The organism is Gallaecimonas mangrovi (genome assembly GCF_003367375.1).
GTDB classification, from domain to species: domain Bacteria; phylum Pseudomonadota; class Gammaproteobacteria; order Enterobacterales; family Gallaecimonadaceae; genus Gallaecimonas; species Gallaecimonas mangrovi.
The window spans coordinates 842,427-856,479 of sequence record NZ_CP031416.1 but is presented as its reverse complement, the minus strand read 5'-3'; the positions used below and the strand labels follow the sequence as shown (position 1 = coordinate 856,479).

Annotated in this window: 15 protein-coding genes and 1 tRNA gene; 8 read left to right on the top strand and 8 right to left on the bottom strand. The window is 54.3% G+C overall.

Annotation, left to right across the window (positions count from 1 at the left end):
* Positions 1-579 (bottom strand): general secretion pathway protein GspB, encoded by a 579-nt coding sequence (locus DW350_RS04030; RefSeq protein WP_115717639.1) that lies wholly within the window; start codon positions 577-579, stop codon positions 1-3.
* Positions 576-2,108 (bottom strand): ExeA family protein, encoded by a 1,533-nt coding sequence (locus tag DW350_RS04025; protein ID WP_115717638.1) that lies wholly within the window; start codon positions 2,106-2,108, stop codon positions 576-578. The genes DW350_RS04030 and DW350_RS04025 overlap by 4 nt, the downstream gene beginning before the upstream one ends.
* Before the next feature lie 88 nt (positions 2,109-2,196).
* On the opposite strand from DW350_RS04025, the gene DW350_RS04020 reads away from it, so the two are divergent.
* The gene (locus DW350_RS04020; RefSeq protein ID WP_115717637.1) at positions 2,197-3,429 is read left to right on the top strand and encodes a multifunctional CCA addition/repair protein; all 1,233 of its coding nucleotides are present in this window, start codon (positions 2,197-2,199) and stop codon (positions 3,427-3,429) included.
* Here DW350_RS04020 and folK read toward each other — a convergent pair.
* Both folK and folB read right to left on the bottom strand, forming a co-directional pair.
* Positions 3,426-3,917, bottom strand: coding sequence for a 2-amino-4-hydroxy-6-hydroxymethyldihydropteridine diphosphokinase (folK, locus tag DW350_RS04015; protein ID WP_115717636.1), 492 nt, complete (start codon positions 3,915-3,917; stop codon positions 3,426-3,428). The genes DW350_RS04020 and folK overlap by 4 nt on opposite strands.
* A complete protein-coding gene (gene folB / locus DW350_RS04010) occupies positions 3,914-4,267 on the bottom strand; it encodes a dihydroneopterin aldolase (RefSeq protein ID WP_115717635.1) in 354 nt (117 codons plus the stop codon). The genes folK and folB overlap by 4 nt, the downstream gene beginning before the upstream one ends.
* Before the next feature lie 107 nt (positions 4,268-4,374).
* Here folB and plsY point away from each other — a divergent pair, with 107 nt between their 5' ends.
* Positions 4,375-4,974, top strand: a complete 600-nt coding sequence (gene plsY / locus DW350_RS04005; RefSeq protein WP_115717634.1) for a glycerol-3-phosphate 1-O-acyltransferase PlsY — start codon at positions 4,375-4,377, stop codon at positions 4,972-4,974.
* 30 nt (positions 4,975-5,004) lie between these two features.
* Here the strand turns inward: plsY and tsaD are convergent, their stop codons facing one another.
* A complete protein-coding gene (gene tsaD, locus DW350_RS04000; protein ID WP_115717633.1) occupies positions 5,005-6,024 on the bottom strand; it encodes a tRNA (adenosine(37)-N6)-threonylcarbamoyltransferase complex transferase subunit TsaD in 1,020 nt (339 codons plus the stop codon).
* Positions 6,025-6,204: 180 nt separating this feature from the next.
* Between tsaD and rpsU the strand changes: the two genes are divergently transcribed.
* The 4 genes from rpsU (at position 6,205) to rpoD (ending at position 10,635) form a co-directional block, all read left to right on the top strand.
* The gene (gene rpsU / locus DW350_RS03995) at positions 6,205-6,420 is read left to right on the top strand and encodes a 30S ribosomal protein S21 (protein WP_115717632.1); all 216 of its coding nucleotides are present in this window, start codon (positions 6,205-6,207) and stop codon (positions 6,418-6,420) included.
* Between the two features lie 24 nt (positions 6,421-6,444).
* The gene (locus DW350_RS03990; RefSeq protein WP_115717631.1) at positions 6,445-6,891 is read left to right on the top strand and encodes a GatB/YqeY domain-containing protein; all 447 of its coding nucleotides are present in this window, start codon (positions 6,445-6,447) and stop codon (positions 6,889-6,891) included.
* Between the two features lie 67 nt (positions 6,892-6,958).
* Positions 6,959-8,710, top strand: a complete 1,752-nt coding sequence (dnaG, locus tag DW350_RS03985; RefSeq protein ID WP_115717630.1) for a DNA primase — start codon at positions 6,959-6,961, stop codon at positions 8,708-8,710.
* Between the two features lie 92 nt (positions 8,711-8,802).
* Entirely contained in the window at positions 8,803-10,635 is a 1,833-nt protein-coding gene (gene rpoD / locus DW350_RS03980; RefSeq protein WP_115717629.1) for an RNA polymerase sigma factor RpoD, read from the top strand.
* Positions 10,636-10,683: 48 nt separating this feature from the next.
* On the opposite strand, the gene DW350_RS03975 is transcribed toward rpoD, so the two are convergent.
* From DW350_RS03975 to DW350_RS03965, 3 genes are read right to left on the bottom strand one after another with little or no spacing between them, the layout of a single operon-like run.
* A complete protein-coding gene (locus DW350_RS03975; RefSeq protein ID WP_115717628.1) occupies positions 10,684-11,007 on the bottom strand; it encodes a cupin domain-containing protein in 324 nt (107 codons plus the stop codon).
* Positions 11,004-11,894: a LysO family transporter gene (locus DW350_RS03970; protein ID WP_115717627.1), complete on the bottom strand. Its 891-nt coding sequence runs from the start codon at positions 11,892-11,894 to the stop codon at positions 11,004-11,006. Before DW350_RS03970 ends, DW350_RS03975 begins: the two co-directional genes overlap by 4 nt.
* A 45-nt stretch (positions 11,895-11,939) precedes the next feature.
* A complete protein-coding gene (locus DW350_RS03965) occupies positions 11,940-12,146 on the bottom strand; it encodes a DUF2061 domain-containing protein (protein ID WP_115717626.1) in 207 nt (68 codons plus the stop codon).
* Between the two features lie 185 nt (positions 12,147-12,331).
* On the opposite strand from DW350_RS03965, the gene DW350_RS03960 reads away from it, so the two are divergent.
* Both DW350_RS03960 and DW350_RS03955 read left to right on the top strand, forming a co-directional pair.
* Positions 12,332-12,408: transfer RNA gene (locus DW350_RS03960), tRNA-Ile, on the top strand.
* Between the two features lie 265 nt (positions 12,409-12,673).
* Positions 12,674-13,234 carry an acetate uptake transporter gene (locus DW350_RS03955; RefSeq protein WP_226911388.1) on the top strand — a complete coding sequence of 187 codons (561 nt, stop codon included), beginning with the start codon at positions 12,674-12,676 and terminating at the stop codon, positions 13,232-13,234.
* The last annotated feature ends 819 nt before the right edge of the window (positions 13,235-14,053 follow it).

Sequence of the window (14,053 nt, the reverse complement as noted above, 5' to 3'; positions counted from 1 at the left end):
TTAATGCGCCGTTGGTCCCTGAGCCGTTGCTGTGGTCAGGGGCCAATTGGTTAAGGCATTAAGCCACAAAATTTTGCCGTTAAAACGCACTTCGGTACTGTCGGGGCTTATCTCAATAACGCCGATATCTTCAAAGCTGTCCCCTTGATGCAACTTTTTGCCGTTAAAGATCACCCAGCGCTCACCGGGATCTGAGGCATAAAAATGGCCGGTATAACGAATTTGTGACGCCGCCGCTGGCACCGCCGGTCTGCTGCGCGTTTGCGCGGCGGGCTTGGCCGTATGACGGCGCGCATCGAAGAAAGGGTCATACCTTACCGAGGGGGTTCTGACTTTGATCATCGGCATGGTGCTATCAATACTGGGTTCGGGCGCCTTCGGCTCAAGGCGGCTTATCACCGGTACCTTGGCGGCAAAATAGCCATAAAGTAGATAAGAGCCACTGGCAAACAGCAATGCCAATACCATCAAGGCAGCACGGCGGCCCCAAAGTCCGGAATCACGGATAAAACCGCCTTCAATTTTCTCTGGTGCATCTTCTGGTTGGCGTCGGGCCAAGGCTTTTGCTAGTAAACTCATAACACCGGTCCCGGGGCTCCCAAGGCTCTATTAAGGCGAACTAAGGTATTTTCTCCGGCTAAGCCGTCTGCTTTCAAGCCATAACGGCGCTGAAAACTGCGAACACGCTCTTGCAGAGTGCTGTCGTAGCGGTTGGTATTTTCCGCTTTGTCTTTTAATACCTGGCTTAAGGCGCCATCCAGCCAGTCAACCAACGGCCCTTGGCTACCCGGCGTTAAGGCTTCATCAAAATGCGGTGGTGGCCGCCACAGCACCACGGCATTACCGCGAAAATGTAAATCCAGCCAATGGCTACTGACATTCACCTTACCGCCACTCAAGGCCAACTGATAATCTTGCCCGGCTTTAAGCAAAGTGGCAAAAAAACGTTCGCCGTTATCATCCAAAAGCTCTAACACCGCAGGCCGGCCTAGTGCCACCAACTCACGCCACGGCCCCTGTTGGTTCAGGCAGCTAAAGCCCAAACGCTCGGCCTGGGCACAAGGGTCACCTTCAGCATCCGGCATATTCCAGGCAGTAAACAAGGCGTCAAAGGCCGCCAACGACACGCGATCGCGGCTGCCAGGGGTCACTTTCGCCGCCACCGGCGCCGCTTTCGCTTTGGCTAGCGGTGCACTTGGCTGGCCATTAAGCCATGGATACGCCGCCATGGCGCCGGCACCGGCCAGCGCCACAAAGGCCCAGGGCCACCAACTGGGCAGACGGCGGGGCTTAGCAGCCTGTTCTTTACCCACCACTTCTCTGGCGGCCTGGTTCATGATGTTGGCGTCGACTTTTTGTTGCTGATTGCCATAAGCGCCCATCAGGGCTCTATCGCACAACAAGTTGATAAGTCTTGGAATACCGCCACTGTGTTGATGTAAACGCTTAATGGCCGCACCGGTAAAAAGCGGTTTTTCCCGGCCGGCGATGCGTAGCCGGTGCAGCACATATTGTGCGCAATCCTTTCGGCCCAGCGGCAGCAAGTGGTAACGGGCGGTAATACGCTGCGAGAGCTGGCGAAGTTCTTGGCGACGCAGCAAATAGTTCAGCTCTGGCTGGCCTATCAAAATAATTTTTAAAAGCTTTTGGGTGTCGGTTTCCAGGTTGGTCAACAGCCGCAATTGCTCTAATACTGACACTTGCAAGTGCTGGGCTTCATCGACCATCAACACCGTTTGCCGGCCGCGCTCAAAGTTCTCCAGCAAAAACTGGCGAATGGCATCGGTAAGCTGCTTTAAGGTCGGATTTTGTGGGTAGCTAATTTTTAGCTCATCACACAATGTTGCCAGCAGTTCGCTTTCCGTCAGCATCGGATTGAGCACAAAAGCCAGGTCAGTATCGTCTGGCAACTCCTTTAACAGCCGCCTTGAAACCGTGGTTTTGCCGGTTCCGACTTCACCGGTGAGCAGCACAAAACCACCGGTATCCCTCAGCCCAAACTTAAGGTGGGCCAAGGCTTCACGGTGCCTTTCACTCATGTAAAGAAAGTGTGGATTAGGGGCAATAGAAAATGGATTTTCCACTAACCCGAAAAAGGATTCGTACATAGCTCGGCAATTGCGCTGAAAACACCCTTATGGTTGCGCGCCCTGACCGCTTTGGCAAGGTATAATGCCGTAAGTTTCAGGAGGATTTGTGAACTGTTATTTGGTTGGCGGCGCGGTGCGCGATGAGCTTTTAGGTTTTGCGGTACAAGACCGTGATTGGGTGGTGGTTGGCGAAACAGCCGAGTCCATGAAAGCGCAGGGGTTTGAGCAGGTGGGCAAAGACTTCCCGGTTTTCTTGCACCCCAAAACCCACGAAGAGTATGCGCTGGCCCGCACCGAGCGTAAAAAAGGCAGCGGTTATACCGGTTTTGAAGTGCACGCCAGCCCGGACGTCACCTTGGAAGAAGACCTTATTCGCCGCGATCTCACCATTAACGCCATGGCCAAAGCCGAAGACGGCAGCTTGATTGACCCTTACGGTGGCAAGCATGATTTGGATAACCGTTTGCTGCGCCACGTGTCCGACGCTTTTAGTGAAGACCCACTGCGGGTGCTGCGCCTGGCCCGCTTTGCGGCGCGTTTTGCCCACCTGGGCTTTACCGTGGCACAGCCCACCCAGCAGCTACTGAAGGACATGGTTGCCTCCGGGGAATTAGCGGCGCTGACACCAGAGCGGGTGTGGAAGGAAATGGAAAAAGCGCTACGCAGTGACTCACCGCAGGTGTTTTTCGAGGTATTGCGCCGCTGCGGCGCCCTCAAGGCCTTATTCCCTGAAGTAGATAACCTTTTTGGCGTACCGGCCCCAGAAAAATGGCACCCCGAGGTGGATACCGGCATCCACACCCTGCTGGTGCTGGCGCAAAGCGCCAAACTGAGTCGCGATATAGATGTGCGTTTCGCGGCCCTTTGCCATGACTTTGGCAAGGCCCTCACCCCCAAAGCAAAATGGCCAAAGCACCATGGCCACGGCCAAAGTGGCTTGGCGGTTATTAGCGCCTTTTGCCAGCGGCTTCGGGTACCCAATGACTGTCGCGATCTCGCGCTGTTGGTGTCAGACTTGCACTGCCAGGTACATACCGCTTTTGAATTACGGGCCAGCACCCTTATCAAGCTTTTTGACAAACTGGATGCCTGGCGCAAACCCGAACGGGTCGAAAAGCTGGCACTGGCTTGTATCGCCGATATGAAAGGTCGAACCGGTTTTGAGAACCACGACTACCCGCAGGCCGACTGGTTGCAGCGCTGCTTTGCCGCTGCGCGCAATGTCGATGTAAAAGCCATTGTGGCAAGCGGCGTTAAAGGCGCGGCGGTTGGTGAGGCGGTCAGAGCTGAACGTATTGCCAAGGTGCAGGCGTTAAAAGATGCCAGCGCTGCCTCTTAATCGGCGTGTTCGTCAAAGGGAACAGGCCACAGTGGCTGGTCTTTATCAAAGGCTTGCCACAGCTCGCTGTAACTTTGGTTGCTGCCTGGCAATATTTCGTTGGGCACCAGTTCTGCCAGCGGCCACAGCACAAAGGCCAGTTTTAAAATGTCGGGCCTTGGCATCACCACCGGGCTATTACTGACCCGCTCGCCGTAGGTCAGCAGGTCAATATCCAGGGTGCGGGGCGCATATTTCTTGGCATTAACCGGGCGGCCATGGGCATATTCCACCTCTTTTATCCAAGCCAGCACCTCTTCAATGGGCCAGTCGGTCCAGGCTTTAACCGCCATATTTAAAAAGTTGGTGCCGTTAAAGCCAACGGGTTCGGCTTCAAACACCGGCGAGCACTCAAGCCGGCCAAAGGCCTGGCGAAGCGCCGCAAGCCCTAACCGCAAATGCTGGCGCGGCGTGACATTAGAGCCAAGGCTAAACAGCATCGGGGTCATGCGCTGCGCTCAATAATCAAACCAACATTGCGGGCATTGGCTACCGCACCAGGTTTGGACAGTTTCATTTTCAGCCAGCTCACCGCAAAGTCACTCAACAATTTCTCGGCAATACGCTCAGCTAATGTTTCGATTAACTCAAACTGGTGTGTTTCGGTAAATTGGGTAATAAAAGCACTGATTTTCCCGTAACATAGGGCCTGATCGTAATCATCGCCCTTGGCTGCCGCCTTAATGTCGGTTGCCAGTTCAAGGTCAAAGACCAGTTTACGTTTTTGCGTCTTTTCCCAGTCGAAAATACCAATGACGGTATAAACTTCCAGGCCTTCAATAAAAATACGATCGGTCACAGGTCGGTTCTCGTTTTAAGGCAAGCCCTGATAAGCTCCGGGCCTGCTTGTGTGACAACGGCAGCCGAGTTTACCTTATCGACTAAACGGAAAAAACAAGCCCTATCATGATAGCCACTGCCGTACTGATGACCCTAGTCGCCTACCTGATGGGTTCGGTCTCCAGTGCTGTGATCATCTGCCACCTGTTTCGCTTGCCCGATCCGCGTCGGAACGGCTCAGGTAATCCAGGCGCCACCAATGTGCTGCGCCTGGGCGGCAAGCTGCCTGCCATATTGGTGCTGATAGGTGATGTGCTTAAAGGCATTATTCCGGTGTGGGGCTCGTATTTTCTGCATATCGACGCCATTTGGCTGGGCATCATTGCCATCGCCGCCTGCCTTGGCCACATCTTTCCCATCTTCTTTCATTTCCGGGGTGGCAAAGGCGTTGCAACCGCCTTTGGCGCCATGCTGCCGATTGGTCTTAGCCTGGCAGGCATGCAAATTCTAACCTGGCTGCTGCTGGTGGTGATCACCCGGCTTTCCTCACTGGCCGCCGTGCTAACAGCAATGCTGTCACCGCTTTTCACCTGGTTTATTAAACCGGCCTACGTGATCCCGGTAGCAATGCTGTCGCTGCTTATCATCATTCGCCATAAAGACAACTTGCGAAGGCTGTGGAACGGCACCGAGCCGAAGATGAAATTTCGGCGCAGCAAAAAATAGCGACAAAAAAGGCGGCCCTGGCCGCCTTTTTTAATCGTCAATCGCCGCCAGGCTTTCCAGCGACCAGCGCGGCTGCGCTTTTACCCCCAGCTCTCGGGAGCCCTCTTTTGCTAAACGCAGGGCACCGGCCAAGGCAATCATGGCGCCGTTATCGGTACAGAACTCAGGGCGGGCGTAAAACACCTCCCCTTTTTGTGCGGCCATCAGTTTTTCAAGGGCCGCACGTAACCTTTTATTGGCGCTTACGCCGCCGGCGATCACAATGCGTTTGTAGCCGGTTTCCTTCAGCGCCCGGCGGCATTTAATCACCAAGGTATCCACTACCGCTTCTTCAAAGGCGCGGGCAATATCGGCCTGGGTTTGGGCATCGTCGCCTTCGCTACGAATCACATTGGCCGCCGCGGTTTTCAGGCCAGAGAAGCTAAAGTCCAGGCCCGGCCGGTCGGTCATGGGCCGTGGGAAGGTAAAACGTTCGGGGTTACCGCTTTCGGCCATGGCCGACAAACGCGGGCCACCGGGGTAATCAAGGCCTAACAGCTTGGCGGTTTTATCAAAAGCTTCGCCAGCGGCATCATCAATAGACTCGCCCAGAATGCGGTATTTACCAATGGCTTCTACTGCCACCAGCTGGGTATGGCCGCCGGAAACCAGCAGGGCAATAAAAGGAAAGGTTGGCGGATTGGCTTCCAGCATTGGCGCCAGCAAGTGCCCTTCCATGTGATGCACCGCCACCGCTGGCACATTCCAGCCGTAAGCCAGGCTTTTGCCAATGGTGGCACCCACCAATAAGGCGCCCACCAGGCCTGGGCCCGCGGTGTAGGCCACGCCGTCAAGGTCTTGGCCGCTCAAGCCCACTTCGGCTAAGGCTTCTTTTATTAACGGCAAGGTTTTTCGTACGTGGTCGCGAGACGCCAGCTCTGGCACCACACCACCGTAATCGGCGTGCAACTTCACCTGGCTATAAAGCCGGTGTGCCAGCAAACCTTGCTCGGTGTCATATATGGCAATGCCGGTTTCGTCACAGGAGGTTTCGATACCTAAAACGCGCATGGGGAGCCTCTTAACCACAGGGGCCGCTATCTTACCGAGAGCCGGTGCGCATCTCCAGCTTTTAGGGTGTGATATCGGCTTTACAAGGGGTACTGGCTACGTTAGAATTCCGCACCATTTTTAGTCATATGTGGTCATTTTGTAGACCACCTAACCGAATAACCCCTGAGGTGATGGTACATGCCGGTAATTAAAGTACGTGAGAACGAACCTTTTGACGTAGCCCTGCGTCGCTTCAAGCGCTCCTGTGAAAAGGCGGGTGTGCTGGCTGAGTGCCGTAAGCGCGAATACTACGAGAAGCCTACTACTGAGCGTAAACGCAAAAAAGCTGCGGCTGTTAAGCGTCACGCCAAGAAGCTGGCTCGTGAAAACGCCCGTCGCGTTCGTCTGTACTAATACCTTTTTGCATCCGGAGCCGTTATGAGTCTCAGAGAGCAACTCACCGACGCGCAAAAAGATGCCATGCGTGCCAAGGACAAACCGCGCCTTGGCACGTTGCGCCTCGCACTTGCCGCCATTAAACAGGTGGAAGTTGATGAGCGCCGCGAACTGTCTGACGACGATATTATTGCCATCATCACCAAGATGATTAAGCAACGTCGTGATTCTATCTCCCAGTATGAAGCTGCAGGCCGCCAAGAACTGGCCGATGCCGAAGCCGGTGAGATAGTGGTTTTGCAGGATTTTCTGCCCAAGCAGCTAAGCAGTGACGAAGTGGCGGCGTTAATAGCGCAAGCCATTAGCGAAACCGGCGCTGCATCCCCTGCGGATATGGGCAAGGTCATGGGCTGGCTCAAGCCTAAACTGCAAGGCCGTGCTGAGATGGGGCCCATCAGCGGCCAGGTCAAGGCTAAATTAAGCGCCTGACATTTCTGATCCGGGTGATAGGATATCCTTTCACCCGATCCTTATTTATCGTGCTGACTGGAGCATCATGGCTGGAACCATTCCCCGTGATTTCATCGACGATCTGTTGGCAAGAACCGACATCGTTGAGCTGGTCAACAGCCGCGTAAAGCTAAAAAAAACAGGCAAAAATTACAGCGCCTGCTGCCCTTTCCACAGTGAAAAAACCCCGTCCTTTTCGGTAAGCCCGCAAAAGCAGTTCTATTACTGTTTTGGCTGCGGTGCCAAGGGCGATGCCATTAAGTTTGTGGAAGAGTTTGACCGGGTCGGCTTTGCCGAAGCGGTTGAAGAACTGGCCGCCATGCACGGCATGGAAGTGCCGCGGGAGCAGGGGCCACAGCGCAATGCTCAAGCGCAAGAGCGCCGCGAAGACACCTACGCGCTGATGCAAGACATTCAGCGCTACTATTACCAGAATTTAAAAAGCCACCCAGGCGCCGTTGACTACCTTAAAGGCCGCGGCCTGACCGGCGACATCGTCAAACAGTTTGGCATTGGTTTTGTGCCTGACGAGTGGGACAGCGTACTCAAGCAATTTGGCAACAGTTTTGAACGCCAGCAGTTGCTGATGGACACCGGCATGCTGGTGCAAAACGATAAAGGCCGTCGCTACGACCGCTTTCGCGACCGCATTATGTTTCCCATTCGCGACCGCCGCGGCCGCACCATTGCCTTTGGTGGCCGGGTTCTCGGCGACGGTACCCCTAAGTACCTAAACTCGCCGGAAACCCGTATTTACCATAAAGGCTCAGAGCTTTACGGCCTTTATGAAGCGCGCCAGGCCAACCGCGATTTAGCGCGGTTAGTGGTGGTGGAAGGTTATATGGACGTGGTGGCGCTGTACCAGGCAGGCATTACCTATGCAGTAGCCAGCCTCGGCACGTCAACCACCAGCGACCAGTTGGAATTGCTGTTTCGCTCTACGCCAGAAGTCATTTGCTGTTACGACGGTGACCGCGCTGGCCGGGAAGCAGCCTGGCGGGCCATGGAAAATGCCTTGCCCTTACTGCGTGACGGCCGCACCTTAAAATTTATCTTCCTCGCCGACGGTGAAGACCCCGACTCGATGGTGCGAAAAGAAGGTAAAGACGCCTTTGAAGCCCAGCTGGCCAAGGCGCAGCCCTTGTCACAGTTTTTGTTTCAAGAGCTGGAAAAAAGCATTGATATGGCCAGCCCCGACAGCCGTTCCAGGCTGGCCGAAAAGGCGGTGCCGCTGCTAGAGCGCCTGCCCGACTCGGTATACCGGGTCATGCTGCGCGAACAGCTGGCCAAGCGCTTGGGCGTTGCCGAAGAGCAACTGGAACGTTTTGTTGCCAAAGCCCCGGCAAATGCCCAAGCAGCGGCAACAAAACAGAAAAAAGGAAATGCTGGCCGGCCACCGCTAATGCGACTAACCATCGCTATACTGGTGCAACACCCGGCGCTGGCAACCGAATTACCTGAAATGGATTTTCGTGAATTACGTCTGCCTGGGGCAGAGGTAATGGACGAAGTGGTGCGGGCAATACGTAATGGCAGTGTGCCGACAACAGGCCAATTACTGCGCAGGCTTGAAAATAGCCAAAATGCCCCCATCTATAACAAGCTGGCAGAACTTGACCTTTCTGCTGTTGAAGACAATCTGGCCCCGGAATTATTTGGCGCCTTTGAGCGCCTATTAAACGAATCATTAGAGATTCGATACCAAGAGCTTGTTGCCAAACAAGATAGGAAACAGGCTACAGAAGAAGAAATTCAAGAACTTATGGCGTTGATCTCTGCCAAGGCAGGGACTGACTGACATTCATGCTGTGCTAGCAGTGAAGGCGGTGAATCGTTATACTGTCATATTCACTTTTTGGCACGGCAATTTAACCTGAGCGGATGATGTCTATGGATCCAACCCCACAGTCGCAGCTTAAACTTCTGGTCGCTAAAGGTAAAGAACAGGGCTACCTGACTTACGCCGAGGTGAACGACCATCTGCCGGACGACATTGTCGATTCCGATCAGATAGAAGACATCATTCAGATGATCAATGACATGGGTATCCAGGTGTTCGAAAACGCACCTGACGCCGATACCCTGATGATGTCTGAAGACTCTACCGACGAAGACGCTGTCGAAGCCGCAGCACAGGCACTGGCCACCGTTGAGAGTGAGCTGGGCCGCACCACCGATCCGGTGCGCATGTACATGCGCGAAATGGGTACCGTAGAACTGCTGACCCGTGAAGGCGAAATCGACATCGCCAAGCGTATCGAAGACGGTATCAACCAGGTTCAAAGCTCCGTCGCCGAATACCCTGAAGCCATCACCTACCTGCTCGACCAATACGACAAGGTAGAAGCTGGCGAAGCACGCCTTTCCGACATTATTGCCGGCTTTATCGATCCTAATGCTGTTGAAGACGCGGCCCCAACCGCCACTCACGTTGGTTCCGAACTGACGCAAGCGCAGCAGAACGAAGAAGAAGACGACGATGATGACGAAGAAGAGGAAGAAGAAGACAACAGCCTTGACCCAGAACTAGCGCGTGAAAAGTTTGCCGAGCTGCGTACCCAATACGAAGCCGCGCGCACCGTTATCAAGGCCAAAGGCCGTGCCTCTGACGAAGCCCGCGAAGAAGTACTGAAGCTGGCCGAGATCTTCAAAGAGTTCCGCCTGGTACCCAAGCAGTTTGACCGCTTGGTTGCGGAAATGCGCGACATGATGGACCGCGTTCGTACCCAAGAACGGCTGCTGATGAAAATGGCCGTTGACGACGCCAAGATGCCCCGTAAGGTCTTTATCAAAACCTTCCCTGGCAACGAGTCCAACATGGGTTGGCTGGACGGCCACCTGGAAGCGGGTAAAGGCTATTCCGAGGTCATGAAAGGCCTGGAAGAAGACCTGCGCCGCTGCGTGCAAAAGCTGCAGCAAGTTGAACAGGAAACCGGCCTGACCATTGAGTCCATCAAGGACATCAACCGCCGCATGAGCATTGGCGAAGCCAAAGCCCGTCGTGCCAAAAAAGAAATGGTCGAAGCCAACTTGCGTCTGGTTATTTCTATCGCCAAGAAATACACCAACCGCGGCCTGCAGTTCCTAGACTTGATCCAGGAAGGTAACATCGGCCTGATGAAGGCGGTGGACAAGTTCGAATATCGTCGTGGCTACAAGTTCTCAACCTATGCTACTTGGTGGATCCGTCAGGCCATTACCCGCTCCATTGCGGACCAGGCCCGTACCATCCGTATCCCGGTACACATGATTGAGACCATCAACAAGCTCAACCGTATTTCCCGGCAAATGCTGCAGGAAATGGGCCGTGAACCGACCCCGGAAGAGCTGGCCATTCGCATGGTGATGCCGGAAGACAAAATTCGCAAAGTGCTGAAGATCGCCAAAGAGCCGATCTCCATGGAAACCCCTATCGGTGACGATGAAGATTCGCATCTGGGGGATTTCATCGAGGATAACACCCTCGAGCTGCCTGCGGACGCGGCAACCAGCGAAAGCCTCAAGTTTGCCACCCAGGAAGTGCTGTCCAGCCTCACCCCGCGTGAAGCCAAGGTGCTGCGTATGCGCTTCGGTATCGACATGAATACCGACCACACCCTGGAAGAAGTAGGCAAACAGTTTGACGTTACCCGTGAGCGTATTCGTCAGATTGAGGCCAAAGCCCTGCGTAAGCTGCGCCACCCTTCTCGCTCCGAGATTTTGCGCAGCTTCCTGGATGAATAAGCTAAGCCTTCGCGCTTACCAAAAACGGCACCCTTGGGTGCCGTTTTTTTATGGCGGGTAAAACACCGCTAACCACACCGTGGGTTCATCGGGGCTGGTCCAGTTAACCCGGTGCTTGCAACCCGGTGGCAGGTCAATATGTTGCCCTGGCCCCAGCTTTACTGCCGCGCCGTCTTCAAAGCCCAGCTCAGCCTCGCCTTTTACCAGCAGCACCCACTCACCTTCGCTTTGCTGATACCAAAAACCCGACGGCGAGCTTTGGCCGTGGGAGACAATGCGCTCAATGCGCAGGCCCGGGCGGCTTAGCAGAGTGTCAAACACCTCACTGTCAAAGGCGTCTGGCAACGGTTTAAAGAGATTGGCACTGTTCATGCCAACAGTATGGCCATTAATACCGGGGTTGCCAGGCTTAACAAAAAGCCCGAAACAATGGCTACCGGCACCGCACTGGCACCGCCACTTTTTTGAATGGCCGGCAAGGAGAAGTCCATGGCGGTGGCTCCGGCATAACCAATGGCCAGCGGCATGGCTCTTTGCATCAGGGTAGGAATAAGCGCCAGGGCTACCAGCTCACGGAACAGGTCGATAAAAAAGCTGGTGGCGCCCCACAACGGCCCCAGGGCATCGGTAACCAAAATGCCCGACAGGCTATACCAGCCAAAACCACTGACAATACCCATGCCGTGGCGTATCGGCAGCCCCAGCCAGGGCGCCAGTAAGGCACCGGCCAGCAAGGTGGTCACAAACACCGTTAGTGCTATCAGCAGCCCCAAGCGGTTTAAAAAAAGCTGGCGCAGGGTCATACCCGCCGAGCGCAGCTGCACACCAATCAGCAGCAACAGCACCACCAGCGCCGTTTCTGACAAGAGGTGCGCATTGATGTTAACCAGCAAACCCACCAGGGTGCCGGCGGCAACGGTGCCAATTAGAATGCCGGTATCTTTAAACACACTGGCCCAGGCAACGCGCTGGCGCTCACCCCGGCGGCCATTGGCATGGTAAAGCCTGGAAAGCCCCCACAGGCCAATGCCGTTGGCAAGGGTGATGGCGGCAAACACCACCGCCGTGGTGCCAGCCATTTTCACCAAGGCCGCGGCCAGGTTGTTTATCTCGGCCAGCCCCATACCCATAAAAAACAAAATCAGGTACACCAAATAGCTGACCGCCCGGTTTACCCAGGCCATCAAGGCACTGTTTAAAGTCGGAACGCTATAGCCCAGCAACAGCGGCACTAAGATCACAAGCAAGGAGGCAAACATCGAGGGGTTCTGCGGCCAGAGGAAAAGCCGCAGATTAGCATTTTTTTACATCGCCAGCATTGCCCGCTGCGCCGCCCGGCGACGGGTTTTGAACTTGTCCCACAGCTTCTCGTGAAAGAAATAGGCCACGGTGTTACAAGCCGGCTCTATTAGTGCCATCACACCGCCCACCACCAACGAACCTGTCATCAGGTAGGCCACCGTAAAGGCAACCGCCATATGCACCAAGGCAAAAGTGAATGTTTTCAACATGGTCGTTTTCCTCTCAAAAGCGATTACCCTACAAATGGTAATGATTCTCAGCCAAACCGCTAACGAGGAAAATCGAACACCACGTTCGCCGTGTTCAAAACTTCGCCAACCCCTTCAATACCTTGGCTTTTAGCGGTTAGCAGGTGGTGACAAGCCGCAACCAACCCCTTATACTCCCCAGCCACGGCCCCTTAGCTCAGTTGGTTAGAGCACACGACTCATAATCGTTAGGTCCCCAGTTCAAGTCTGGGAGGGGCCACCAAATCTTTAACAAAAAAGCCTGTTAATACAGGCTTTTTTGCTTTCTGGCCTTCACTAAAATCCTTACTGCTAATCCCTGCCAGCCAGGCACCTTGGCCTCGTTTTAGCGCCGCCAACGGCGGCCTATCTGCTTAATTCTCATACTTTTTGCTAATGGTGCTTACCGCACTTGGGCACCCATTATCGTTTTTGCAGCAAAAACGCTTTCGCATTTTCTCCACCTATGTGATGGCAAATAAAAAACAGGAAAAAGGAGAATGGAAGACATGAGCACTGAGCAAACACGCTTTTCAAATCCGGCCCCCCTGGGTCTTGCCAGCTTTGCGCTAACAACCTGGTTGCTGAGCATGGTAAACGCCGGTTGGTTTGGCGAAAACAGCATGAATTTGGTGATGGCGGTGGCCATGGCCTACGGCGGCACCGCCCAAATTATCGCCGGCATTATGGAACTGCCGCGTGGTAATACCTTTGGCGCCACCGCCTTTATCAGTTACGGCGCTTTTTGGTGGTCCTTTGTATTATTCGTGGTATTCCTGCCCGGCAAAGTACCGGCCAGTTTCGTGGGCTGGTACCTGTGTTTGTGGGGAGTGTTTACCTTTTATATGTGGCTCGGCACCTTCCGCTCGCCACGGGCATTGCGGCTGGTATTTTTAGCACTTTGGATAACCTTCCTGCTGCTGGCGCTGGGCGAGTGGACAGCCATTGCCATGCTGCACGAATTAGGCGGTTACATGGGCCTGGTTACCGCACTGCTGGCCTTTTACCTGTCGGCCGCTGAAATTATTAACGACAACCAGCAAAGAACGGTGCTGCCCACCGGCGCCTAAGGCCGGCATTACCTTACCCTTTAAGAGCCAGCCGCCTTGCCGCCGCTGGCTCTTTTTGTAACTGGCCAAACACCTTGCTTGGCTTTGTGCCCTCCCCCGCTGCTTGCTTTATACAGGTTGACTTTGCATGGCAAATACCATTTTATTGCAAACAAGGATGCTCTAAGGGATTGAAGCCAGCTCAGGATGAGAACGGGACATGGGAACCAGACCCAAGGGCGGTAGCGTCAGTTTTGGTTACTGATTTAGTTTAGTTATATCGCTGATAATTAAGACTTTAACCTGTAATCCTTTATCGGCTGATTGTTCCTTTATGTGCCGGTTCGCGCACCGACGGGCGCTTTTGTTTGCAGGGGGCGCCCTGCACACGCCCTACTTTGTTTACGCACAAAGTAGGCAAAAGCACAGCCCATGTTTACTCAGACCATCCTTGGTCATCGCCCTAACGGGTAATCGTCGCAAGCGCCGATATTCAAATTTGCTCCTGGCAAATTTGTCGCGATGTCCTCGCTTCCAGTCGCTTGCCGCTGACCGCTACACACGCGTTCCCGACGCGTCTTCCGCTCTTTCGGCATCCATGCCTCAAGCCAGCTCCCACTCCTTCACGCGAGGCGCTGCACTTAACGGGCAATAAAAGCGGTGTTGGCCGAGGGTTTTGATTCGATCTTGTATCACGGTATCCATTACGTCTATTTGTGCGGTTTGCCCTGCGTGAGCAGTAATAACCCGCTGAATATCACTCGTCCGATGTAATGACAACGAGCACGCTGCATAAAAATGATACCGCTCGGTTTCATCGAGGCAAAGAAAATGTATGAG

Bases quoted from the DNA above. Each gene is read 5' to 3' on its own strand.
- DW350_RS03975 (WP_115717628.1), bottom strand. From the start codon at position 11,007: ATGAACAGTGCCAATCTCTTTAAACCGTTGCCAGACGCCTTTGACAGT.
- dnaG (WP_115717630.1), top strand. From the start codon at position 6,959: ATGGCTGGAACCATTCCCCGTGATTTCATCGACGATCTGTTGGCAAGA.
- rpsU (WP_115717632.1), top strand. From the start codon at position 6,205: ATGCCGGTAATTAAAGTACGTGAGAACGAACCTTTTGACGTAGCCCTG.
- DW350_RS03990 (WP_115717631.1), top strand. From the start codon at position 6,445: ATGAGTCTCAGAGAGCAACTCACCGACGCGCAAAAAGATGCCATGCGT.
- rpoD (WP_115717629.1), top strand. From the start codon at position 8,803: ATGGATCCAACCCCACAGTCGCAGCTTAAACTTCTGGTCGCTAAAGGT.
- DW350_RS03955 (WP_226911388.1), top strand. From the start codon at position 12,674: ATGAGCACTGAGCAAACACGCTTTTCAAATCCGGCCCCCCTGGGTCTT.
- DW350_RS03965 (WP_115717626.1), bottom strand. From the start codon at position 12,146: ATGTTGAAAACATTCACTTTTGCCTTGGTGCATATGGCGGTTGCCTTT.
- plsY (WP_115717634.1), top strand. From the start codon at position 4,375: ATGATAGCCACTGCCGTACTGATGACCCTAGTCGCCTACCTGATGGGT.
- folK (WP_115717636.1), bottom strand. From the start codon at position 3,917: ATGACCCCGATGCTGTTTAGCCTTGGCTCTAATGTCACGCCGCGCCAG.
- tsaD (WP_115717633.1), bottom strand. From the start codon at position 6,024: ATGCGCGTTTTAGGTATCGAAACCTCCTGTGACGAAACCGGCATTGCC.
- DW350_RS04025 (WP_115717638.1), bottom strand. From the start codon at position 2,108: ATGTACGAATCCTTTTTCGGGTTAGTGGAAAATCCATTTTCTATTGCC.
- DW350_RS04030 (WP_115717639.1), bottom strand. From the start codon at position 579: ATGAGTTTACTAGCAAAAGCCTTGGCCCGACGCCAACCAGAAGATGCA.
- DW350_RS03970 (WP_115717627.1), bottom strand. From the start codon at position 11,894: ATGTTTGCCTCCTTGCTTGTGATCTTAGTGCCGCTGTTGCTGGGCTAT.